20 protein-coding genes are annotated in these 21,388 nt (G+C 65.8%); 8 read left to right on the forward strand and 12 right to left on the reverse strand.

What is annotated here, in order from left to right:
• Nucleotides 1–19 precede the first annotated feature (19 nt).
• On the reverse strand, nucleotides 20–649 hold the full coding sequence (locus tag ATF69_RS03445; RefSeq protein WP_015012649.1) for a c-type cytochrome: 630 nt from the start codon (nucleotides 647–649) through the stop codon (nucleotides 20–22).
• Between the two features lie 72 nt (nucleotides 650–721).
• Between ATF69_RS03445 and yihA the strand changes: the two genes are divergently transcribed.
• Both yihA and ATF69_RS03455 read left to right on the forward strand, forming a co-directional pair.
• Nucleotides 722–1,477 (forward strand): ribosome biogenesis GTP-binding protein YihA/YsxC, encoded by a 756-nt coding sequence (gene yihA, locus ATF69_RS03450; RefSeq protein WP_146869896.1) that lies wholly within the window; start codon nucleotides 722–724, stop codon nucleotides 1,475–1,477.
• A 50-nt stretch (nucleotides 1,478–1,527) separates the two neighbouring features.
• Nucleotides 1,528–2,436 carry an alpha/beta fold hydrolase gene (locus ATF69_RS03455; protein WP_146869897.1) on the forward strand — a complete coding sequence of 303 codons (909 nt, stop codon included), beginning with the start codon at nucleotides 1,528–1,530 and terminating at the stop codon, nucleotides 2,434–2,436.
• 48 nt (nucleotides 2,437–2,484) lie between these two features.
• Here the strand turns inward: ATF69_RS03455 and ATF69_RS03460 are convergent, their stop codons facing one another.
• Nucleotides 2,485–3,366 (reverse strand): lysophospholipid acyltransferase family protein, encoded by an 882-nt coding sequence (locus ATF69_RS03460; protein ID WP_056060133.1) that lies wholly within the window; start codon nucleotides 3,364–3,366, stop codon nucleotides 2,485–2,487.
• Nucleotides 3,363–4,226: a lysophospholipid acyltransferase family protein gene (locus ATF69_RS03465; protein WP_146869898.1), complete on the reverse strand. Its 864-nt coding sequence runs from the start codon at nucleotides 4,224–4,226 to the stop codon at nucleotides 3,363–3,365. Before ATF69_RS03465 ends, ATF69_RS03460 begins: the two co-directional genes overlap by 4 nt.
• A gap of 132 nt (nucleotides 4,227–4,358) precedes the next feature.
• Here ATF69_RS03465 and metK point away from each other — a divergent pair, with 132 nt between their 5' ends.
• The 3 genes from metK (at nucleotide 4,359) to ATF69_RS03480 (ending at nucleotide 6,742) form a co-directional block, all read left to right on the forward strand.
• Nucleotides 4,359–5,540 carry a methionine adenosyltransferase gene (gene metK / locus ATF69_RS03470; RefSeq protein WP_056060126.1) on the forward strand — a complete coding sequence of 394 codons (1,182 nt, stop codon included), beginning with the start codon at nucleotides 4,359–4,361 and terminating at the stop codon, nucleotides 5,538–5,540.
• A 515-nt stretch (nucleotides 5,541–6,055) separates the two neighbouring features.
• The gene (locus ATF69_RS03475; protein ID WP_056060124.1) at nucleotides 6,056–6,241 is read left to right on the forward strand and encodes a DUF1328 family protein; all 186 of its coding nucleotides are present in this window, start codon (nucleotides 6,056–6,058) and stop codon (nucleotides 6,239–6,241) included.
• Nucleotides 6,242–6,283: 42 nt separating this feature from the next.
• Nucleotides 6,284–6,742, forward strand: a complete 459-nt coding sequence (locus ATF69_RS03480; protein ID WP_146869899.1) for a hemerythrin domain-containing protein — start codon at nucleotides 6,284–6,286, stop codon at nucleotides 6,740–6,742.
• Nucleotides 6,743–6,761: 19 nt separating this feature from the next.
• On the opposite strand, the gene ATF69_RS03485 is transcribed toward ATF69_RS03480, so the two are convergent.
• Entirely contained in the window at nucleotides 6,762–8,003 is a 1,242-nt protein-coding gene (locus ATF69_RS03485; RefSeq protein ID WP_146869900.1) for a diguanylate cyclase, read from the reverse strand.
• 561 nt (nucleotides 8,004–8,564) lie between these two features.
• On the opposite strand from ATF69_RS03485, the gene ATF69_RS03490 reads away from it, so the two are divergent.
• Nucleotides 8,565–9,602: a bifunctional nicotinamide-nucleotide adenylyltransferase/Nudix hydroxylase gene (locus ATF69_RS03490; RefSeq protein ID WP_146869901.1), complete on the forward strand. Its 1,038-nt coding sequence runs from the start codon at nucleotides 8,565–8,567 to the stop codon at nucleotides 9,600–9,602.
• Between the two features lie 79 nt (nucleotides 9,603–9,681).
• On the opposite strand, the gene ATF69_RS03495 is transcribed toward ATF69_RS03490, so the two are convergent.
• The 6 genes from ATF69_RS03495 to ATF69_RS23090 all read right to left on the reverse strand — a co-directional run bounded on the left by ATF69_RS03495 (nucleotide 9,682) and on the right by ATF69_RS23090 (nucleotide 17,021).
• Nucleotides 9,682–10,938 (reverse strand): Zn-dependent hydrolase, encoded by a 1,257-nt coding sequence (locus ATF69_RS03495; protein WP_146869902.1) that lies wholly within the window; start codon nucleotides 10,936–10,938, stop codon nucleotides 9,682–9,684.
• Between the two features lie 26 nt (nucleotides 10,939–10,964).
• Nucleotides 10,965–12,416 carry a dihydropyrimidinase gene (hydA, locus tag ATF69_RS03500; protein ID WP_146869903.1) on the reverse strand — a complete coding sequence of 484 codons (1,452 nt, stop codon included), beginning with the start codon at nucleotides 12,414–12,416 and terminating at the stop codon, nucleotides 10,965–10,967.
• An 80-nt stretch (nucleotides 12,417–12,496) separates the two neighbouring features.
• Nucleotides 12,497–13,954 (reverse strand): NCS1 family nucleobase:cation symporter-1, encoded by a 1,458-nt coding sequence (locus ATF69_RS03505; RefSeq protein ID WP_146869904.1) that lies wholly within the window; start codon nucleotides 13,952–13,954, stop codon nucleotides 12,497–12,499.
• A gap of 221 nt (nucleotides 13,955–14,175) precedes the next feature.
• On the reverse strand, nucleotides 14,176–15,489 hold the full coding sequence (gene preA / locus ATF69_RS03510) for an NAD-dependent dihydropyrimidine dehydrogenase subunit PreA (RefSeq protein WP_146869905.1): 1,314 nt from the start codon (nucleotides 15,487–15,489) through the stop codon (nucleotides 14,176–14,178).
• A gap of 33 nt (nucleotides 15,490–15,522) precedes the next feature.
• Nucleotides 15,523–16,872 carry an NAD(P)-dependent oxidoreductase gene (locus ATF69_RS03515; protein ID WP_146869906.1) on the reverse strand — a complete coding sequence of 450 codons (1,350 nt, stop codon included), beginning with the start codon at nucleotides 16,870–16,872 and terminating at the stop codon, nucleotides 15,523–15,525.
• The gene (locus ATF69_RS23090) at nucleotides 16,872–17,021 is read right to left on the reverse strand and encodes a hypothetical protein (protein WP_156379419.1); all 150 of its coding nucleotides are present in this window, start codon (nucleotides 17,019–17,021) and stop codon (nucleotides 16,872–16,874) included. Before ATF69_RS23090 ends, ATF69_RS03515 begins: the two co-directional genes overlap by 1 nt.
• Nucleotides 17,022–17,203: 182 nt before the next feature.
• Between ATF69_RS23090 and ATF69_RS03520 the strand changes: the two genes are divergently transcribed.
• Entirely contained in the window at nucleotides 17,204–17,908 is a 705-nt protein-coding gene (locus tag ATF69_RS03520) for a TetR/AcrR family transcriptional regulator (protein WP_244303644.1), read from the forward strand.
• A gap of 89 nt (nucleotides 17,909–17,997) precedes the next feature.
• Here the strand turns inward: ATF69_RS03520 and ATF69_RS03525 are convergent, their stop codons facing one another.
• The gene (locus tag ATF69_RS03525) at nucleotides 17,998–19,362 is read right to left on the reverse strand and encodes a sigma-54 interaction domain-containing protein (protein WP_146869907.1); all 1,365 of its coding nucleotides are present in this window, start codon (nucleotides 19,360–19,362) and stop codon (nucleotides 17,998–18,000) included.
• 361 nt (nucleotides 19,363–19,723) lie between these two features.
• Between ATF69_RS03525 and petA the strand changes: the two genes are divergently transcribed.
• Entirely contained in the window at nucleotides 19,724–20,350 is a 627-nt protein-coding gene (petA, locus tag ATF69_RS03530; protein ID WP_146869908.1) for a ubiquinol-cytochrome c reductase iron-sulfur subunit, read from the forward strand.
• 47 nt (nucleotides 20,351–20,397) lie between these two features.
• On the opposite strand, the gene ATF69_RS03535 is transcribed toward petA, so the two are convergent.
• On the reverse strand, nucleotides 20,398–21,285 hold the full coding sequence (locus ATF69_RS03535; RefSeq protein WP_146869909.1) for a LysR family transcriptional regulator: 888 nt from the start codon (nucleotides 21,283–21,285) through the stop codon (nucleotides 20,398–20,400).
• Between the last annotated feature and the right edge of the window lie 103 nt (nucleotides 21,286–21,388).

A 21,388-nucleotide genomic window follows, 5' to 3' on the forward strand; every position in this document is an offset into this window, starting at 1 on the left:
ACAAATATCAAGCAATCAATCAGCGCAGGCCGGCGATGTAGTCCGCCACGGCCTTGATTTCCTTGTCATTGAGCTTGGCAGCCACCTGGGTCATCTGAATGCTGTTGGCGCGCGAGCCGTCGCGGAACATGTTCAGCTGCGACACCGTGTAGTCGGCGTGCTGGCCCGACAGGCGGGGGTACTGCGCAGGGATGCCAGCGCCATTGGGGCTGTGGCAGCCAGCGCAAGCAGCGATCTGGCGGTCGGCAATGCCGCCACGGTAGATGCGTTCACCCATGGCAACCAGGTCTTTGTCCTTGGCAAAGCCGGCCTTGGCGGGCTTGGACGTGAGCCAGTAGGCGATGTTGCGCATGTCGTCATCCGACAGGGCTGTGGCGAAGCCCTTCATGATGGCGTTGTTGCGCTTGCCGGACTTGAATTCCTGCAGTTGCTTGACCAGGTATTCGGGGTGTTGCTGCGACAGCTTGGGGTTGGCCGCGATGGCCGAGTTGCCGTCGGCGCCGTGGCAGGCCGCACACACCGCAGTGAAGCTGGCCTCGCCCTTGACGAGATCCGGCTTGGCCGCTTTGGGTGCATCACCCGCTGCAAAGGCCGAAAAAACAGGTGCTGCCAGTGCGGCAGCCGTCAGCAATGAGGCGAGCAACTTCATATCGAGGGTGTGTGTTTATGTGCGCAAAACCTCGCGATTCTACAATGATGGTTCTTTCTCTCCCAACTCCCCATGACGACACCCCCCTCCGCGCCAGTTGCTGGCTCTCTCCCGCCCGCACCTGACGCCAAAATCGCCATGGGCTGGATGCACACCGCCAGGTTCCTGACCACCGCGGCGCAACTGCACCACCTGCCGCCCATCGACGTGCCCGAAATCGCTTTCGTGGGCCGTTCCAACGCGGGCAAATCCACCTGCATCAACACCCTCACCCAGCAAAAGCAGCTGGCATTTGCCTCCAAGAAGCCGGGGCGTACCCAGCACATCAATTTGTTCTCGCTGGGCAAACAAGGGGTGATGGACGCCGTGCTGGCCGACCTGCCCGGCTATGGGTATGCCGCCGTATCGCGCTCGGACAAGGTGCGCTGGCAGCAGGTGATGGTGAATTACCTGGTCAGCCGCCCCGGCCTCACGGGCATCGTGCTGTTGTGCGACCCCCGCCTGGGCCTGACCGAGCTGGACGAGGCGCTGCTCGAAGTGGTGCGCCCCCGGGTCGAGGAAGGTCTCAAGTTCCTCATCGTGCTGACCAAGGCCGACAAGCTCACGCGCGCCGAACAGGCCAAGGTGCTGTCGATTACGCGACTGCACGCGGGTGGCGGCGAGGTGAAGATGTTCTCGGCACTCAAAAAGCAAGGGGTGGATGAAGTGGCCCAGCTGCTGTGGCAGTGGGCGCACCCGGTGAAGCCCCTCGCCGAAGAGCCCCCTGTTGCTGCTGACAGCGTCAGCCCCACCCAGCCGTCATCCACCGGCGAATCGGAGTCCAACTAGCCGCAAGCGCAATCGTTTCATGCGCTGGCAGCTACAGAATGCATAGCGCCATGATCCAAGATTGCCCTGTTGACCTCCCCCACGGAATCACCCTGCACTGCCGCGTGAGCGGCATCCCCGGGCGCCCGGTGCTGTTGTTCCTGCACGGATTCCCCGAAGGGGCCTTCATCTGGGATGAACTGCTGCTGCACTTTGCCCGCCCCGAGAACGGCGGCTACCGCTGCGTGGCGCCCTACCTGCGCGGGTTTGGCCCGTCCAGCAGCCCACAGGCGGTGGATGCGTACCGCGCCAAGCACCTGGTGCAGGACCTGGTCGCGCTGATCGCCCACGAATGCCCCGGCAGTGCGCTGGAATGCCTGGTGGCCCATGACTGGGGCGGCGCCGTGGCATGGAACCTGGCCAACCAGCAGCCGCAGCTGATGAAGCGCCTGGCTATCATCAACTCACCCCACCCCGGCGCCTTTGTGCGCGAGCTGTCGCACAACGCCGCCCAGCAGGCGGGCAGCCAGTACATGCATTTTTTGTGCAGGCCCGATGCCGAGGCCCTGCTGGCCGAAGACGACTTCCGCCGCCTGTTTGCCTTTTTCAACGCCCCGGACGGCAGCGCCCCCGCATGGCTGACCGACGAGGTGCGCGCCCAGTACCGGGCCCTGTGGCAACAGGGGTTGCATGGTGCCTGCAACTACTACCGGGCCAGCCCCATCCGCCCGCCGCGCGAGGGCGACCCCGGCGCCCAGGCCATCACCCTGCCCGAGTCGATGTTGACGGTGGACGTGCCCACGCTGGTGCTCTGGGGCATGGACGACCCCGCCCTGCTGCCCGGCTTGCTGGACGGCCTGCCCGGCTGGATCCCCCGGCTGCAGGTGCAGCAGGTGCAGCAGGCATCGCACTGGGTCGTGCACGAGCACCCCGAGCGCGTGGCCGTGGAGCTGCAGCGTTTTTTGCTATCTAAACAATAGCTATCAGCGCATGATGCACTAGCGCATCAAGCCATTTTTGCTGATATTTCAGCGGGAATACACGGAGGGCTCGCCCTCCGGGCGGGTCTTGAAGCGCTTGTGCACCCAGTAGTACTGCTCGGGCATGGTGTCGATCACGGCCTGCAGCTCGCGGTTCATACGGGCCGTGTCGGCCTCAGCGTCGTCGGTGGGGTAGTTGGCCCAAGCGGGCGAAACCTCGGCCACGTACCCGGTGGGCGTCATGCGCGAATACACACCCACCACCTTGGCGCGGCCCAGTCGCGCAAACCGCGACAGCGACGGAATGGTGGCTGCCGTCACGCCATAGAACGGCACAAACACCGAATCATTGCGGCCGTAGTCCATGTCGGGCAGCAGGTACAGCAAGCCCCCCTTGCGCAGGTTGGCGATGATGGGTTTGACGCCGTCCGAACGGTTGAGCATGCGCACATCGCCAAAACGCTGGCGCCCGGCCATGAACCAGGCATCCACCGCCGGATCAGGGTGGGTGGCAAAGATGGACGTGAACGCACGGCCGCTGCGCAGCGGCAAGGCCAGGCCACCCGCGTCCATGCCGTAGAAATGCGGCGCAAACAAGATGGTGGGCGTGTCGCCCTCCAGCTCGTGCACGGCACCCGTCAAACGCACACGCTGCTCCACCACCGAACGCGGCGCGGCCCACAGCCAGCTGCGGTCCAGCCAGGTCTGGCAGAACGCGACAAAGCTGGCCCGCGCCACGGCGCGGCGGCGCGCTTCGGTCCAGTCAGGAAAACACAGCGCCAGATTGCGCAACGCCACCCTGCGGCGGGGCGCCACCAGCACAAAGGCCGCCTGCCCCAGCAGCCAGCCCATGCCGCGCAACACCGGCAGCGGCAGCAGCGCCAGCACCCGCATGAACCACACACCCAAACGCCCTGTGAGGCCCTTCATGCGGCGCCTCCGGCGGCAGGTTCGACCGGAGCAGCCTCGCCACGCGGCTGCTTGTAGCGGCCATAGCCCCACAGATATTGCTCGGGGCATTGGCGAATGAGGTGTTCCATGGCTTGGTTGATTTGCAGCACGGCCTGGTCCATCTGGTCGGACAGCGGCTGGGGCAAGGGCTCGAAATGCGTGACATATCCACGACCCCATGGCAGACGCTCGCAACGCGCCAGCACCACGGTCGCGCCGGTCTGTTGCGCCAGGCGCACGGCCAGGGTCATGGTGTAGGCGTCGCGCCCAAAAAAAGGTGCCCACTGGCCCTGCCCCTCGGGCGGCACCTGGTCAGGCAGCAGGCCCACGGCCTCGCCCCGGCGCAGGGCCTTGATCATCTGGCGCACACCCGCCAGCGTGGTGGGCACGGCCAGCATGCCGGGGCGGTTGCGTGCGGTCTCCATCACCTTGGCCAGCCAGGCCTGGCGTGCCGGGCGGTACAACACCGTGATGGGGCCACGCTCCGCGCTCCAGCGGCGTGCAGCGGCCTGGGCCGACAGTTCAAAACACCCCTGGTGCGGGGTCAGAAATACGATGCCGCGACCGGCTGCATAGGCCTGCTCCACACAGGCTTCGCCCGTGAGTGCGCAGGGCATGGTCGCGCCCATCCAAAGGCGTGGCAGCTCGGCCACCATGCGGCCCGCATGGGCCACGGCGGCGCGCACATCGCCAAAGGCATAGCCCGCCAGCGCTGAGTTGGCGAGAAACCGGCGCCGGTAGGTGGGAGACGCCACAAACGCCACCCAGCCCATGGCCGCGCCCATGATGTGCAGCAACCACAGTGGAAATACGGAAAAGAATCGAAAGACGACTGGCATTAAAATGACGGGGTCGCTGAGTTAAATGAGCAACTTGCAGGGCGACGTTAAAAAAATCTGCTAAAGCGTTCGCCAGATCTCCTTCGGGGTGAGGGCAACGCCCCAAATGCCGGAACACAGGAGTTTATTCAAATGGCGAACGACTTTCTCTTTACCTCGGAATCCGTCTCCGAAGGCCACCCCGACAAGGTGGCCGACCAGATCTCGGACGCGATTCTCGATGCCATCTTCAAGCAAGACCCCCGCAGCCGCGTCGCCGCTGAAACGCTGACCAACACCGGCCTCGTGGTGCTGGCGGGCGAGATCACCACCAACGCGCATGTGGACTACATCCAGGTGGCGCGCGACACCATCAAACGCATCGGCTACGACAACACCGACTACGGCATCGACTACAAGGGTTGCGCCGTGCTCGTGGCGTACGACAAGCAGTCCAACGACATCGCCCAGGGCGTGGACCACGCGTCCGACGACCACCTGAACACCGGCGCTGGCGACCAGGGCCTGATGTTCGGCTACGCCTGCGACGAGACGCCCGAGCTGATGCCCGCGCCCATCTATTACGCGCACCGCCTCGTCGAGCGCCAGGCCCAGCTGCGCAAGGACGGTCGCCTGCCGTTCCTGCGCCCCGACGCCAAGTCGCAAGTGACGATGCGCTATGTGGACGGCAAGCCCCACAGCATCGACACCGTGGTGCTGTCGACCCAGCACCACCCCGACCAGAGCGAAACGCAAACCAAGATGAAGGCCTCGTTCACCGAAGCCATCATCGAAGAGATCATCAAGCCTGTGCTGCCCAAGGAATGGCTGCAGAACACGCGCTACCTGATCAACCCCACCGGCCGCTTCGTCATCGGCGGCCCCCAGGGCGACTGCGGCCTGACCGGCCGCAAGATCATCGTGGACACCTACGGTGGTGCCTGCCCCCACGGCGGCGGCGCATTCAGCGGCAAGGATCCAACGAAGGTGGACCGCTCGGCCGCCTACGCCGCCCGCTACGTGGCCAAGAACATCGTGGCTGCCGGCCTGGCGCGCCAGTGCCAGATCCAGGTGGCCTACGCCATTGGTGTGGCCGAGCCGATGAACATCACCGTCTACACCGAAGGCACCGGCGTGGTGTCGGACGAGCGCTTGGCCGCCCTGGTCCGCGAGCACTTCGACCTGCGCCCCAAGGGCATCATCCAGATGCTGGACCTGCTGCGCCCCATCTACGAAAAGACGGCAGCCTACGGCCACTTCGGCCGCGAAGAACCCGAGTTCAGCTGGGAAAAGACGGACAAGGCTGCTGCGCTGCGCGCAGCGGCGGGCCTGTAAAGGCCCGGAGCGAAGCGAGCTTGTCCGGCTTTCGGCGCAGGCTCATATCGCGCAGCGATGTGAAGGGCCGCAAGGCCCGTGCCGCAGCCAACGTACGGGCAAGGCTGTAAAGCCCGCTGCGCGAATAGCGCGGTATCGGCCTTCGGGCGAAGTTCATATCGCGCAAGCGATGTGAACGCAGGCCAAGGTACGGACAAGGCTGCTGCACTGCGTGCGGCAGCAGGGCTGTAAGCCCTCCGCGCGGCACGCGCGGCTTTCCGTACGTGGACGAAGCTCATATCGCGCCAGCGATGTGAGCGCAGGCCAAAAGACGATCAGGGCAGCCCCCCCCACAAGCCGCAACGCCCCGCGTTGCGGCTTTTCTTTTGGCGCTTCACCACCGCCCGCCAGCGGCGCTCTCCTACACCCGCCGCCCGCTTGCACTGACGGCACACGCCACAGGCCGCGGGTATCGTTCCTGCACACCCTTTCGCAGCCCCGAGCTGCCTCAACATCCACCGCAAGGAGCGACCACCATGCTGAAGTACGCCATCATTTTTGCCCTGATTTCCCTCGTGGCAGGGGCTCTGGGTTTCAGCGGTGTGGCCGCAGGTGCAGCGGGCATTGCCAAGGTGCTGTTTGTGCTGTTCCTGGTGGTTGCCGTGGTGTTTGTGGTGCTGGCGGCCATCGGGGTGGGCGCCGCGCGCAAGGTGCTCAAGTAGTCCTGCACACCTTCGTCACTGCAACACAACACACAGCCCACCATGACCGATACGACCACCATTTTTGAAGCCCTGCGCGAGAGCCACGAGCGCCAGCGCGCGCTGTACGGCGCACTGACGGACACCAGCGGCGACACGCCCGAGCGGCGTGACCTGTTCGATCAACTCAAGAAGGAACTCGCCGCCCACGCCCAGGCCGAGGACCGCCACTTCTATGTGCCGCTGATGGCACACGACGCAGGCATTGATCTGTCGCGCCACGCCATTTCAGAACACCACCAGATCGACGAACTGGTGGAGTCACTGGAAGAGACCGAGCCATCGAGCCCTGCCTGGTTGCCGCTGGCCAAGAAGCTGGCCGAGAAGGTGGAACACCACCTGAAGGAAGAGGAACACCGCTTCTTCCAGATGGCGGGCAAACTGCTGACGGAGAAGCAGAAAACCGCGCTGGCGGCAGACTACCGGGCGGACTATGAGGACGCCAAGGCCGCTACGGCCTGAAACCACGCACCAACGCGAATCAGGCGGCGTCTTCGGCCTGGATCACGCAGTTGCGGCCGCTGGACTTGGCCTTGTACAACGCTGTGTCCGCGCGCTTGATGAGCGCATGGCTGTCTTCCTTGTGGTCCCAGGTGGCCACGCCAAAGCTGGCACTGACATGGCCCACGGCGTCGAATGGCACCCCTGCAATGCGCGCGCGCACCGCCTCGGCCATGGCCATGGCGGCGTCCACCGGGGTTTCCTTGAGCAGGATGATGAACTCCTCGCCCCCAAAACGCGCAGCGCAGTCGGACGACCGCAGCAACTCGCGCACACGCAGCGCGGTGCTCTTGAGCACCACATCGCCAGAGTCATGCCCAAAGGTATCGTTGATGCGTTTGAAAAAGTCGATGTCGAACATCACCACCGACAGACTCCCCTTCCTGATGCGGGTGTCGGCCATCTCAGTCTCCAGCCTCTCAAAAAAGCGCCGGCGGTTGACCAGGTCCGTCAGGAAGTCCTTGGTGGCGAGGTCTTCCAGCTTGCGGTTGAGCCGTGCCATGGGCTCTATCACCAGCGACGACAGCGACAGGTTGAGGCCCACGAACAGCAGCACAAAGCTGCCCACCAGCGCCGTCATCACCGTGTTGAAGGTCTGACGCGCCTTCTCCAGCGGGAAATACATGGGCACCTTCACCACCTGGATGCCGACCGTTTCGTTCATGCCCCAGCCAAAGCCGTTCTTGTCGCCATAGACCTTGAGCATGGTGGGTGGGGCCACGGCGGGCGTGCTGTGGCAGGCCATGCACTGCGGCTGCTTGATGGTGATGGGCCGTGCCACGTACATGGCACGGTGCATGCCCTCGCCCACCTCGCCGGTCACTTCCTTCTTGAGGTCGGCACGGCCTTCGCGAAAGTCGCTGACGATGCGCTCTTCCCACTCGTTGGCACGGTCGCGCAGGTTGGTCGGGTTGAGCACCGCCTCCTTGTATTCGTAACCGGGGAACCGGTTCTGCAGCCGGCGCAGGGTCTCGGTGGCGGCATAGGCGGGCACGGTCTGGGGCAGGAATTTTTCGGCCAGCGTCACGTCCAGGTGGGGCTTGACCAGCTCGGTGGTGTAGTCGCGGATGGCCATGGCGGCGTGCATCATGATCTGCGAGTTGTGCTGCACCTCCTCAATGGCAGACTGCTGCAGGAAGCGGTGCACATAGGCGCCCGCGCCCAGCACCGCCAGCAGCAGCACGCCCGCCAGCACCAGATTGAATTTGAGCCGCAACGACATGGATCTCCCTCGGTGGCCCGCGCACGGCGGGCCTGTTATTGGAGGTGCGGACACGCCATATCGGGCGCAGTCCCCCTGGTTCACACAGGTGGGCTTGCACGCCGCATCACGGGACCACGGCACGAAAAGGACGGATTCGCGCTACAGAAACTTTGCGCGCAGCGTGCAAGCGGCGCATTGTCGCCACGTTTGTACGGCCCGGTCCATCTCTTTTTTGCCACGCTGCCCTGCGCCCCCGCCCCATGCCCGGCATGAACCGCCGGGTCGCACAATAGCAACTTCAGAGGCGGGTGGCAGCGCCGCCCATCTGCCGCCGCCAGGGCGCCCTGCGATGGTCATCCCCCCACCCACGACACTGGCCGGCGGTAAAATCACTACAAAAAAGATAGCTACCAGCATATATACATCCAGCGCGTACAGCCCCATTGCTTGCTCGACCTGCTCCAACGCCGACCCAATGCCCCGGTCAACCCCTGGCATGCGACGGCCACCGCGAGGACATGGGCGGCCCCCAAGCCAGCAACGCGAAGGGCCCTGAAGCGCACCACCAGCCGGAGACACATGGTCGACACCGCCATCTACATCGGACGTTTTGAGCCCGTCCACAGCGGCCACATGGCGCTATTGCAACGTGCACTGGACAGCGCCCCGCAGGTCATCGTGGTGATCGGCTCGGCGTGGCAGGCACGCTCGCCCAAGAACCCTTTCACCTGGCAAGAGCGCGAAGCCATGCTGCGCGCTGCCCTGGCCCCCGCCGACAGCGCCCGGGTGCAGGTGCTGCCCATGCGCGACTACTACAACGAAGCCGTGTGGGTGCAGGCGGTGCGCCGGGGCGTAGCGCGCCTCACTGCCCCGGGCGCACGCATCGGCGTGGTGGGCCACTTCAAGGATGCGACCAGCGGCTACCTCAGCGCCTTTCCAGGCTGGCAGCTCATTCACATAGACCGCCAGGGCCGCATCGACGCCACCGCCATCCGGGACGCGTACTTTGGCGCCACGCCTGCCACCGCGCGCGCCGCCGTGGCGCCGCTGGCCGCAGAGATTCCCGAGAGCACCATCGCCACGCTGGAGCACTTTGCGCAGACCCCACACTACCCCGCGCTGCAGGAGGAGTGGCGCATGCTGCGTGGTTACCGCCAGGCCTGGTCTGCTGCACCCTACCCGCCCGTGTTCGTGACGGTGGACGCCGTGCTGCGCTGCCAGGACCATGTGCTGCTGATCCGCCGCGCGCACGCACCCGGCAAGGGCCAGCTGGCCGTGCCCGGCGGCTTCATCGAGCAGCGAGAAACCGTGTGGCAGTCCTGCCTGCGCGAACTGGTGGAAGAAACCCACTGCCACCTGCCCGAGGCCACCATGCGCGCCGCGCTGCAGTCCGTGGCCGTGTTCGACCACCCCGACCGCAGCCAGCGCGGCCGCACCATCACGCATGCGCACTACTTTGATTTGGGAGATGCGCAGTTTCCAAACGTGCAAGCAGACGACGACGCGCTGCAGGTGCAGTGGACACGCATCGACCAGCTGGCGGGGATGGAAGAGGAATTCTTTGAAGACCACTTCCACATGCTGGATCACTTCCTGGGGCTGACGGAGCTGCACTGACAACGTGCAGCCAGACTTCAAGCAAAAACAGCCGCCAGCGCTTTTCCATCAAGCGCCGACAGCTATTGTTTAAATAGCATCAAGTCCCTGCACGCTCCAGCATGGCATGCAGCAGCACGTTGCAGCCCGCCTCGATGTGCTCGGGCTTGGCGTCCTCGATCTCGTTGTGGCTGATGCCGTCCTTGCACGGGATGAAGATCATGCCGCTGGGTGCGAGCTTGGCCATATACACGGCGTCGTGCCCCGCGCCAGAGACGGCAGGCATGTGGCTGTAGCCCAGCTTGGCGGCGGCGCGGCCCACGGCCTGCACACATTCGGGCTGGAAGAGTTGCGCGGGGTAGCTGGACACCATCTCGATGTGCACCTGCACACCGTGTTCTTGGGCCACCTGGTCGGCAAAGGCCTTGACCTCGGCAGCCATGGCGTCCACCAGTGCGTCCGTGCTGTTGCGCAGGTCGATGCTGAACTTGACCCGGCCGGGGATGACGTTGCGGCTGTTGGGGAAGACTTGCACCATGCCTACGGTGCCGCGCCCGTGCGGCGGGTGGCGGTGGGCGGCGGCGACTACGTCTTGCATGATGTGGGTGGCTGCCAGCATGGCGTCTTTGCGCAGGGCCATGGGGGTGGGGCCTGCGTGGGCTTCCATGCCGGTGACGGTGCAGTCGAACCAGCGGATGCCCAGCACGCCGCTGACCACGCCGATGGTCTTGTTGTTGTCTTCCAGCACGGGGCCTTGTTCGATGTGGGTTTCAAAGTACGCGCCAATGGGGTGGTCTCCCGGTTCCTGGTCTCCGATGTAACCGATGCGCTCGAGTTCGCCCTTCACCGTCTTGCCTTCGATGTCGGTGGCGGCGTAGGCGTGCTCCAGCGTGAAGGCTTTGGCGAACACGCCCGAGCCCATCATCACGGGCACGAAACGCGATCCTTCTTCGTTGGTCCAGAAGGCGACTTCGATGGGGGCTTCGGTTTCGATGCCGTGGTCGTTGAGCGTGCGCACCACTTCGATGCCGGCGAGCACGCCGTAGTTGCCGTCGAACTTGCCGCCGGTGGGCTGGGTGTCGATGTGGCTGCCGGTCATGATGGGTGGCAGGTTGTTGTTGCGCCCGGGGCGGCGCATGAAACCGTTGCCGATCTTGTCGATGGTGACGGTCATGCCTGCTTCGCGCGCCCAGCGGGTGACGAGGTCGCGGCCCTGCTTGTCCAGGTCGGTGAGGGTGAGGCGGCACACGCCGCCCTTGGGGGTGGCGCCGATCTGCGCCAGCTCCATCAACGATGCCCACAGGCGATTGCCGTTGATGCGCAGGTTCTCGATGTCGGGTTTGACTTTCGTGTCCATGGGGTTCTCCAGATGCATTGCAGCGCTTAGCGCGCCACCGCCGAGGGGGCCAGGTCCTGCGCACGCTTTTGCACGGCCTGGAAGTTGGCGCCAAACGCGGGGCGCTTGATGTAGCGGCCCTTGCCTTGCTCGGCGCGCAGGTCACCGTTGGCAAACACCACCCGGCCCTGGCTCACGGTGTGGCTGGGGATGCCGCGCACGGTGCGGCCTTCAAAGATGTTGAAGTCGCCCTTGCTGAACTGCGTTTTGGCCGAGAAGGTCTTGGAGCCCTGCGGGTCCCACAGCACCAGGTCGGCATCGGCACCTTCGCCGATGAAACCCTTGCGCGGATAGATGTTGAACAGCTTGGCCGCGTTGGCCGAGGTGATGGCCACAAACTCGCTGGGCGTGAGGCGCCCGGTGTTCACGCCGCCATCCCACAGCGCGGCCATGCGCTCTTCCACGCCGCCCGTGCCGTTGGGGATCTTGGCGAAGTTCTCTTTGCCCATGGCCTTCTGCGCAGCGCAGAAGGTGCAGTGGTCTGTCGCCGTGGTGTGCAACTGGCCCGATTGCAGGCCGCGCCACAGCGCCTCCTGGTGGCCCTTGGGGCGGAAGGGCGGGCTCATCACATAGGCGGCGGCCTTGGCAAAGTCAGGATCGCGGTACACGCTGTCGTCCACCAGCAGGTGGCCTGCCAGCACCTCGCCGTACACACGCTGGCCGCGCGCACGGGCGCGGGCAATGGCGTCGGCCGATTCCATGCAGCTCACGTGGACCACGTAGATCGGCACGCCCAGCACATCGGCAATGGCGATGGCGCGGTTGGCGGCTTCGGCCTCCACCATCGGTGGGCGCGACAACGGGTGGCCCTCAGGCCCGGTGATGCCCATCTTGGCGACCTCCTGCTGCAGCAGGTACACCAGCTCACCGTTCTCGGCGTGCACCGTGGGCATGGCGCCCAGCTCCAGCGCGCGCTTGAAGCTGTTCACTAGGGTTTCGTCGTCGCACATGATGGCGTTCTTGTAGGCCATGAAGTGCTTGAAGCTGTTCACGCCTTCCTGCTGCACCAGCGTGCCCATGTCGGCGCGGACCTGCTCGCTCCACCAGGTGATGGCGACGTGGAAGGAATAGTCGGCAGCCGACTTCTCCGCCCAGCCCCGCCACTTGCGGTAGGCGTCCAGGATGGGCTCCTGCGGGTCGGGGATCACGAAGTCGATGATGCTCGTGGTGCCGCCCGCCAGCGCGGCGGCCGTGCCGGTGAAGAAGTCGTCCATGGTGACGGTGCCCATGAACGGCAGCTGCATGTGCGTGTGCGGGTCGATGCCGCCGGGCAGCACGTACTGGCCGCTGGCGTTCAGCGTCTCTGCACCCGCAGGGGCCTGGGCCGCAGCGTCGTCCCCCACGGCCACGATGCGGCCATCGACACACAACACATCGGCGCGCTGTTCACGGTCGGCGTTGACCACGGTGCCACCGCGGATCACAAGGGCTTGGGTCATGGGGGTCTCCTTCAGGGATACGGATCAATTCAAAAAAAGGGACCCTGCGCTGGCACCAGGCCCAGGCAGGGTCCAGGGCGTCACTTCTTCTTGGCCGTCAGGTAGTAGTAGGTGCCGGCCACCGCCAGGCTGAAGAACCAGCCCGAGTCGAACAGCGACAGCCAGATGGCAGGCATGCCCGCCTTGTCCACCACACCCGACACCGCCAGGTAGCCAGGCAGGCAGGGCAGCACGCCCAGCGCGAAAGCGATCAGGGCCTGCAGATTCCAGCCGTTGCTGTACTCGTATTCACCGCCACGGCGGTACAGGTCGTCCACCTTCAGCTCGCTCTTGCGCACCAGGTAGTAGTCCACCAGCAGGATGCCCGCGATGGCGCCCAGCAGCGTGCCGTAGCCGCCCAGCCAGGTGAACAGGTAGCCGCCCGAGGTGGCCAGCAGTTTCCAGGGCATGAACAGCAGACCGATGCCTGCAGCGATCAGGCCGCCCATGCGGAAGCTGATCTTGGACGGCGCGCACTGGCTGAAGTCATACGACGGCGAAACCAGGTTGGCGGCCACGTTGGTGGTGAGGTTGGCGAGCAAGATCACCAGCAGGCCCAGGCCTGCGGCCATGCTGCCCATCTGCGTGAGCAGACCATCGGGGAACAGCTGGGCCTTGCCGTACAGGATGGCCGAGGCAGAGAAGCCGATCACGCCCACCATGGAGAACAGCGCCATGGGAATCGGCAGGCCGATGGCCTGCCCCACCACCTGGTCCTTCTGCGACTTGGCAAAGCGGGTGAAGTCCGGAATGTTGAGTGCCAGCGTGGCCCAGAAGCCGACCAGGCCGGTGAGCGCCGCCCAGGTCTTGGGGCCGCCCTCGACCACCTTGGCGGGCAGGTTGAAGAGCTGGCCCGAGGGCACCTTCATCATCAGCACCACAACCAGTGCGATGGACGCAATGATCATCAGCGGCGCCGCAATCACCTCCAGCATGCGGATGGACTCCGGCCCCTTCCAGATGAACCAGATGTGCACCGCCCAAAACGCCAGAAAGCACATGAACTGCGAGGTGCTGATGGTCTGCCCATCGGCCGGTCCCGCGAGCCCCATGCCCAGGATGTTGAGGAACCCGTGCAGCGCCAGCGCGCCAAAGTAGCAGTTGATGGAGAACCAGCCACACGCCACCAGCCCGCGCAGCACGGCGGGCAGGTTGGCGCCTTTCACGCCAAACGATGCACGCGCCAGCACCGGGAACGGCACGCCGTACCGGGGCCCCACGCGCCCGATGAGCACCATGGGCACCAGCACGATGCAGTTGGCCAGGAACACCAGCCACACGGCCATCTGCCAGGTGAAGCCTTGGTCCAGCATGGAGCTGGCCATGGTGTAGGTGGGCACACACACGACCATGCCCACCCAGAGTGCGGCAAAGTCCTTCCACGTCCAGTGTCGCTGCGCGGCGGTGGTGGGGAGCAGATCTTCATTGGCGAGCGTGTTGGATGCATCGCCGGGCATCAGCCCCGCCACATGGGCCGCGCTGCCGGTACTGTTGGTCATGCCTGTACTCCTGTCAAAGACGTCGTTGGGGTTGCACACAACCCGCTGTCTGTTCCAGCGCCCTCACGCTGGCAGATGGCGGGCAAAGGGAAGCGAGCGATGCTAGAGATCACGCAAGAACTGCACCAGATGCAGTGCAGCATGCGTTGCAAATCGGCACCACAACGGGTGCTGCCGCAACGCCTTGCGGGGTCTGTGGCACAAGCTCGCAGGGGCACATGTCAAGCTGCGGCAGACACGCGCTGCGGGTTGTTGGGGTGCGTGGTCCAGTTGGCGTATTCGCCCGTCACCGTCTTGCCGGTGCGCACATCCACCTCGCCGGGCGCGAGCGCACGCATGGTGATGCACTCGGGCACGGGGCAGATCGACACGCACAGGTTGCAGCCCACGCATTCGGCCTCGTTGATCTCGAACTTGCGCACGCCGCCTTCTTTGGTGAAGGTGATGGCCTGGTGCGAGGTGTCTTCGCAGACCACATGGCAGCGGCCGCACTGGATGCAGGCATCCTGGTTGATGACAGCTTTTTCGATGTGGTTGAGGTTGAGGTTCTTCCAGTCCTTCACGGTAGGCACGGCCTGGCCCTTGAAGTCGTCGAGCGTGGCGTAGCCGTGCTCGTCCATGAAGTTGGACAGGCCGTCGCACATGTCCTGCACGATCTTGAAGCCATACACCATGGCGGCCGTGCACACCTGCACCGTGCCGCAGCCCAGCGCGATGTACTCGGCCGCATCGCGCCAGGTGGTGATGCCGCCGATGCCGCTGATGGGCAGGCCCCCCGTCTGCGCGTCGCGTGCGATCTCGGCCACCATGTTCAGCGCAATGGGCTTGACGGCCGGGCCGCAGTAGCCGCCGTGCGAGCCCCAGCCGTCCGTGCTCGGACTCATCACCATGCGGTCCAGGTCCACGCCCATGATGGAGTTGATGGTGTTGATGAGCGACACCGCATCGGCTCCGCCCGCCTTGGCGGCGCGTGCGGGCTGGCGCACGTCGGTGATGTTGGGTGTGAGCTTCACGATCACGGGCAGCTTGCTATAGTGCTTGCACCAGGCCGTGACCATCTGGATGTATTCAGGCACCTGGCCCACGGCCGCGCCCATGCCGCGCTCGCTCATGCCGTGGGGGCAGCCGAAGTTGAGTTCAATGCCGTCGGCGCCGGTGTCTTCCACGAGCGGCAGGATGTTCTTCCAGCTCTGCTCCTCGCACGGCACCATCAGTGAGACGATCATGGCGCGGTCGGGCCAGTTGCGCTTGACGCGTTTGATCTCTTCGAGGTTGGTCTGCAAAGGCCGGTCGGTGATCAGCTCGATGTTGTTCAGGCCGATCACGCGGCGGTCTTGCGACATGAGTGTGGAGTAGCGCGGGCCGTTGACGTTGACCACGGCCGGGTCTTCGCCCAGCGTCTTCCACACCACGCCGCCCCAGCCCGCCTCAAAGGCGCGGGTGACGTTGATCTCTTTGTCGGTGGGCGGTGCGGAGGCCAGCCAGAAGGGGTTAGGGCTTTGGATGCCCAGGAAATTGCTGCGAATGTCTGCCATGGGGTGCTCCCGTGAAAACTGGGGTGAAGGGGTTCAAGCCATCAATGCGGCGTGGATGGACACAGCGGCGACCTTGCCGTGCTCCACCGCCTCCACCGTGAGGTCGCGGCCGCCCACACGGCAGTCGCCACCGGCCCATACACGCGGCAGGCTGGTCTGGCCTTCGGCATCGGTGGCGATGCGCCCGCCCTCCAGTGCAATGCGGTTGCCCACGGGTTCGGCCACAAAGGTCTGGCCAATGGCCTTGAGCACCATGTCGGCGTCCAGCGTGAAGGTTTCGCCCGTTTCCACCAGCTTGCCGCCGCTCAGCGCCGTGGCGGCGAACCGCACACCCGTCACAGCACCGTTTTCGCTCAGCACCTCCTTCGGTGCCGCCCAGTGGCGGATCGTCACACCATTCGTCTGCGCCCACTGCTGCTCCACAGCGGACGCCGACATGGCCTCAGCGCCCCGGCGGTAGACGATGGTCACTTCTTCCGCGCCCAGCTTGCGCGACTGCACAGCGGCATCCACCGCCGTCATGCCGCCACCAATCACCACTACGCGGCGGCCTACAGGCAGGGCGGAGAGGTCGGTGCTCTGGCGCAGCTCGGCGATGAAGTCCACGGCATTGCGCAACCCAGTGGCCGTGGGCTCGGCCACGCCCAGTGCGTTCACACCCTGCAGGCCCAGGCCAAGGAAAACGGCGTCATACGCGCCCAGCAGACTGTCGAGCGTGATGTCACGGCCCAGTTGCTGGCCGGTGCGCACCTCGATACCGCCGATGGACAACAGCCACTCCACTTCCTTTTGCGCGAAGTTGTGCGTGGTCTTGTAGCTGGCCAGGCCATATTCGTTGAGGCCGCCGAGCTTGGGGCGCGCCTCGAACAGCACCACGTCATGCCCACGCACAGCCAGGCCATGCGCGCAGGCCAGGCCCGCCGGCCCGGCGCCCACCACGGCCACGCGCTTGCCGGTGGCGGCTGCACGCTGGAACAGCGGTGCACCGGGCTGGGCAAAGAAGGCGTCGGTGGCGTAGCGCTGCAACGAGCCGATCTCCACCGGCTTGTCCTCGTTGGTGTTGCGCACGCAGGCCTGTTCGCACAGCACCTCGGTGGGGCACACGCGGGCGCACATGCCACCGAGCGGGTTGGCCTCCAGGATGGCGCGGGCAGCCCCCCGGTTGTTGTCCTGCGCAATGCGGTGGATGAACGACGGGATGTCGATGCCGGTGGGGCAGGCCGTGGCGCAGGGAGCGTCGTGGCAGTAATAGCAGCGCTCGGCCTCGATCAGCGCTTGCGGGCGGGTGAGCGGCGGGTGTGCGTCGCTGAAGTTCACGGCGTAGTCGGCCAGGTTCAGGCGTGCGGCATGAATGCCGCAGGCACGGCTTGCGGGTGTGTCCATCAGGTTTCCTCCGAGAGGGTCAGGGTGGGGGTCTGGGCGCCCATGGGGCGTGCAAGCGCACGCCGCGCAGCGTTGGAGCGCCAGCAAGTGGCGCCAACCAATGCGGCACCGGCGTGAATGCTGGTGCCCGCAAACTTCGGAGGTTTCATCGTGGTCCTCGCTGTGGGGTGCAGGTGCCCGCTGCTTTGCGACGGCGGTGCCCTGCGTTGTGGGTCAATTTACCAACCCGTAAAAATTTACCAATTGGTAAAATCCCTACAGCAAACCGCGTGCCAGCCTCCAGCCAGCCAATTGCCAGTTTTCAGGCCCCGGCTTGTTCCACAATGGTGCAATGACTGCAGCCCGCCCGTCCATTGCCCCCCCGCCCCCGCGTCCCCGCAAGGCGGCCCTCCCGCCTCACAACGAGTCCGCCCCCCGCGCCCCCACGGCCTCGCGGCTGCTCAAGGAGCAGGGCATCCTTACCGAGGCCGAGAATCAGTTTGCGCAATTCGGCTTTGAGGGCGCATCGCTGGAGAGCATTGCCGCCGCCATCGGCATCAGCCGCCACAACCTGCTGTATTACTTCCCGAGCAAGGAAGCGCTGTACCAGCGGGTGCTGGACGATGTGCTCACCCAGTGGCTGGCGGGCATGGAAGACCTGTCGCACAGCGATGACCCCCAGCAGGCGCTTCGGCGCTACATCCGCGCCAAGCTGCACTATTCGCGCACCCGCCCCCAGGGCGCTAAGGTGTTCACCAAAGAGGTGATTGCAGGTGCACCACGGTATGGCACGGCCATCACCGAACGCGTGGCGCCGCTGCTCAAGACCGAGGTGCGCACCTTCGAGCGCTGGGCGCGCGAGGGCCGCATTGCCAAGGTCAACTTCACGCACCTGATGTTCATCATCTGGTCGGTCACCCAGGCGTATGCGGAGCAGGAAGCCCAGTTCGCCCTGCTGCTGGGCAAGCCCTCCCTGACCGAGCGCGACTACGAAAAGGCCGAGGAACTGATCGTGCGCATGGTGCTGAGCGCGCTGGCGCCCGATGCGGTGGTCTAAGCCAGCAAGGCGCACCAAACGCTATATAAAAGATAGCTGCCAGCACAATCAACATATGCGCTTGAGGCCAATTTCTTCACTTATTGGCGTCAAGCACCCAATGTTTTCAGCCGCCGGTACAGCGATCGCTCGCTGATGCCCAGCCGCCGCGCCAGGGCTGAACGGCTGCCCTGGTGGGCAGCCACGGCCCGGCGCAGGGCCTCGTCGTCGGGCAAGGGGCGGCGTGATAGCCCCGCTAACGCAACCGATACAGGCAGCACCCCTGCGCCCTGAGCCACCGCACCCGCGAGCGGGGGCAGACCACAGGCAAGCGCTTGCTGCACATGCTCCGCGCCGATGCTGTCGCCATCGCACAGCAAGGCGGTGCGCTCCAGCAGGTTGCGCAGTTCCCGCACATTGCCGTGGTAGGGCTGCGCCTCCAGCAAGGCCAGCGCAGCGCCAGACAACTGCAGCGCACGGGGCTGGGGCGCCACGCGTTCCAGCAGCGCGCGTGCCAGCAAAGCGGTGTCCCCCTGGCGTTCGCGCAGCGGTGGCAGGTGGATGGGGAAGGTGCTCAGGCGGTAATACAGGTCTTCGCGAAAGTGCCCTGCGGCCACCATGTGCTGCAGGTTGCGGTGCGTGGCAGACACCACGCGCAGGTCGGCATGCCTCAGCTCGGTGCTGCCCACGCGGCGGTAGGTGCCGGTCTCCAGCAGGCGCAGCAGCTTGACCTGCAGCGGCAGGGGAATGTCGCCCACTTCGTCCAGAAACAGCGTGCCACCGTTTGCCGCCTCTACCAGCCCCGGCCGGGCCTGGGCCGCGCCGGTGAACGCCCCTTTCTCATGCCCGAACAGCTCGGACTCAAACAGCGCCTCGGGCAGGCTGGAGCAGTCCACGGGTACCAGCGCACGCCGCGCGCGCAGGCTGCCCTGGTGCACGGCATGGGCCACCAGCTCCTTGCCCGTGCCCGACTCGCCCAGCAGCAACACCGCAGCCCGCGAGGGTGCCACCCGCGCCACCAGCCCCAGCATCTTCTGGAACGCGGGCGACCGCCCGATGAGCCCCTGCGCGGACGGCACCGGCTGCGCCGCCACCGGCAAAGGCACCATCTTTTCGACAAAGAACCCCATGGTGCCGTCCGCCCCCGCCACGGGCGCCAGCTCGATCTGCACATATTCCTCACCCTGGGCCGTGTGGTGCACATGCAGCACCCGTTCGCATTGCCCCGAGGCGCGCGCCTGCGCCAGCGGACAGGACTCGCCCGCCTGGTCACAGGGCACGCTGGCGTGGTGGGACACAGCGTGGCAGGTGCGCCCCACCACGCTGCCCCCCGCGCCGCCAGCCGTACCGAACAGGCGGCGATAGGCGCCATTGGCCGCCAGGATGCGATAGCGGTCGTCCACCAGGATGTGCGGATCTGGCAGGCCTTCCAGAAAGGACACCAGTTCTGCGGGTGGTGCGGGGAGGTGGGGCATGGAAAAACCTTCGTACATGCAAGGGCCCTGACGGTGCACCGGTTTCGGCAGCGGGCCTTTGATCTATGCCATGCGGACTGCAATGGATGGCAGTTGGCAGCCGGCTTGGCAGACAGGGTGGCAGTGAATCCGGCCGCTGCCGGGCCTGCGGCGCACCTGCCAACCCGACATCGCGCGCGCAATCCATTGAATTCACGGGCTTTTCATGCAGCACGCGCCATGGCACGCAGGTCTTGCGGGCGATGGCACGCGGTTTGCGGTAAGCCATAGCCGTCCGCAGCGATGCGGGCGGTGGCTGTCACCCCGGCGAGAACCTTTTCTGTACCACAGCCCGTCCCGTCCTCCTTCTCAGAAAGCCCCCATGGCCCTCCACCCCGCTACAACGAATGGCTCCCTTCCAGGCACAGAGGGCGATCCCGCTGCAGAGCGTCGGCAGCTGGTGCTGCTGACGGCGGCCACAGGCTGCGTGGCGGCGGCAGGGGTCGCCGTGCCCCTGGTGTCCAGCCTGGCCCCCAGCGAGCGCGCGCGGGCCATGGGCGCCGGTGTCGAGGTGGACATCAGCGACCTGCCGCCCGGCGGCGTAAAGACGGTGGAATGGCGCGGCAAGCCCGTGTGGATCATGCGGCGTACGCCCGAGATGCTGGCCGCCCTGCCCCAGCAAGACGCCGCGCTGGCCGACCCGGCCTCGCGCAAGGACCAGCAACCCGAGTACGCCCGCAACCCGCAACGCTCCATCCGCCCGGAGGTGTTTGTCACCGTGGGCATATGCACCCACCTTGGCTGCTCCCCCACCGCCGTGCCCGCAGGCACCACCAACCCCAGCGTGGGCGACCAGTGGCAGGGCGGCTTCTTTTGTCCATGCCACGGCTCCACCTTCGACCTGGCGGGCCGCGTCTTCAAGAACAAGCCCGCGCCCACCAACCTGGAGGTACCGCCGCACCGCTACGTGTCCGACACCCGGCTGCTCATCGGGGACGACGCTGCCTGAGCGACAGGCGGCGGCCTGGGGCGGCACATTCCCGGTTCAGCTTCGCGTCACACCTGCTTCTGTTGCCACAGCACATCCAGCACATGCTGGGTGGCGCGCTCCACCGGGCCCGCGCGGTGGGCGATGCCCAGGGGGCGCCACAGCCGGGGCTGCACCGGCAGCATGCGAATGCGCGGGTCCAGCGGCGTGGCGGTGGAGGCCTCGTGCGGCAGCAGCGTGGCTCCGTAGCCCGCAGCCACCAGGCTCTTGATGGCATCGTTGTAGTTGAGCTGGATGCGCGCCTTGGGCTGCTCGCCCGCCAGGGCCAGCCATTCGCTCGTCAGGCGCGACAGGCTGGTGCCGTCGTCATTCAGGATCAACGGCTGCCCTGCCAGCCACTGGGGCGTGACCCTGCGGGGTGCCTCCCAGAACGAGGGGACGAACGCCATCACGGGGTCGCGCCGCCACGGCATCACCGTCACCCCGCGCACCGAGGCCATGGGCAAGGCCACCAGGCCCACATCCAATGCCCCCAGCGCCAGCCGCGACACAGTCTCCTGCGACGTGAGCACCAGCACCTGCACATCGATGCCGGGGTGGTACTGGCCCAGCACTTCCAGCGCCTGGGGCAGCAGGTGCGCGATGGCGCCGGTGGACGCGCCCAGCCGCACCCGCCCCTCCAGCCCCTGCACCTGGCGCCGCACCAGGTCCATGGCCTCGTCGGCATCGGCCAGCAAACGCCGCGCCCGCTCCACCAGAACCTCCCCCGCGCCGGACGGCCGCACCTCGCCCCGCTTGCGCACCAGCAACGGCGCACCGATCAAGGCCTCCAGGTCGGCAATGTGCAGGCTGACCGTGGGCGGCGCCAGGTGCAGCGTGCGGGCAGCTTCAGCGAAAGACCCGAGGTCAGCGATGGTGACCAGGGTACGCAGCCGATCGAGATTGAGTTCGCGCATGACATTCAGTAGAACTGATCTTGATGTTTGTGAAATTCAACTTTTCAAATTTTAGACCGGCGCTGAAGATTCCCACATCCCATCTCCCACCCCTGCCAGGAAT

Source organism: Acidovorax delafieldii, assembly GCF_007993815.1.
Lineage (GTDB): Bacteria > Pseudomonadota > Gammaproteobacteria > Burkholderiales > Burkholderiaceae_C > Acidovorax > Acidovorax delafieldii.

What these genes read in the sequence shown, in the direction of transcription:
- preA (WP_146869905.1), bottom strand. Translation starts at nt 15,489, where the DNA reads ATGGCAGACATTCGCAGCAATTTCCTGGGCATCCAAAGCCCTAACCCC.
- ATF69_RS03495 (WP_146869902.1), bottom strand. Translation starts at nt 10,938, where the DNA reads ATGGACACGAAAGTCAAACCCGACATCGAGAACCTGCGCATCAACGGC.
- ATF69_RS03480 (WP_146869899.1), top strand. Translation starts at nt 6,284, where the DNA reads ATGACCGATACGACCACCATTTTTGAAGCCCTGCGCGAGAGCCACGAG.
- ATF69_RS03485 (WP_146869900.1), bottom strand. Translation starts at nt 8,003, where the DNA reads ATGTCGTTGCGGCTCAAATTCAATCTGGTGCTGGCGGGCGTGCTGCTG.
- petA (WP_146869908.1), top strand. Translation starts at nt 19,724, where the DNA reads ATGGCCCTCCACCCCGCTACAACGAATGGCTCCCTTCCAGGCACAGAG.
- ATF69_RS03535 (WP_146869909.1), bottom strand. Translation starts at nt 21,285, where the DNA reads ATGCGCGAACTCAATCTCGATCGGCTGCGTACCCTGGTCACCATCGCT.
- yihA (WP_146869896.1), top strand. Translation starts at nt 722, where the DNA reads ATGACGACACCCCCCTCCGCGCCAGTTGCTGGCTCTCTCCCGCCCGCA.
- ATF69_RS03490 (WP_146869901.1), top strand. Translation starts at nt 8,565, where the DNA reads ATGGTCGACACCGCCATCTACATCGGACGTTTTGAGCCCGTCCACAGC.
- ATF69_RS03460 (WP_056060133.1), bottom strand. Translation starts at nt 3,366, where the DNA reads ATGAAGGGCCTCACAGGGCGTTTGGGTGTGTGGTTCATGCGGGTGCTG.
- metK (WP_056060126.1), top strand. Translation starts at nt 4,359, where the DNA reads ATGGCGAACGACTTTCTCTTTACCTCGGAATCCGTCTCCGAAGGCCAC.
- ATF69_RS03525 (WP_146869907.1), bottom strand. Translation starts at nt 19,362, where the DNA reads ATGCCCCACCTCCCCGCACCACCCGCAGAACTGGTGTCCTTTCTGGAA.
- ATF69_RS03515 (WP_146869906.1), bottom strand. Translation starts at nt 16,872, where the DNA reads ATGGACACACCCGCAAGCCGTGCCTGCGGCATTCATGCCGCACGCCTG.
- ATF69_RS23090 (WP_156379419.1), bottom strand. Translation starts at nt 17,021, where the DNA reads ATGAAACCTCCGAAGTTTGCGGGCACCAGCATTCACGCCGGTGCCGCA.
- ATF69_RS03455 (WP_146869897.1), top strand. Translation starts at nt 1,528, where the DNA reads ATGATCCAAGATTGCCCTGTTGACCTCCCCCACGGAATCACCCTGCAC.
- ATF69_RS03475 (WP_056060124.1), top strand. Translation starts at nt 6,056, where the DNA reads ATGCTGAAGTACGCCATCATTTTTGCCCTGATTTCCCTCGTGGCAGGG.
- ATF69_RS03445 (WP_015012649.1), bottom strand. Translation starts at nt 649, where the DNA reads ATGAAGTTGCTCGCCTCATTGCTGACGGCTGCCGCACTGGCAGCACCT.
- ATF69_RS03465 (WP_146869898.1), bottom strand. Translation starts at nt 4,226, where the DNA reads ATGCCAGTCGTCTTTCGATTCTTTTCCGTATTTCCACTGTGGTTGCTG.
- ATF69_RS03520 (WP_244303644.1), top strand. Translation starts at nt 17,204, where the DNA reads ATGACTGCAGCCCGCCCGTCCATTGCCCCCCCGCCCCCGCGTCCCCGC.
- ATF69_RS03505 (WP_146869904.1), bottom strand. Translation starts at nt 13,954, where the DNA reads ATGACCAACAGTACCGGCAGCGCGGCCCATGTGGCGGGGCTGATGCCC.
- hydA (WP_146869903.1), bottom strand. Translation starts at nt 12,416, where the DNA reads ATGACCCAAGCCCTTGTGATCCGCGGTGGCACCGTGGTCAACGCCGAC.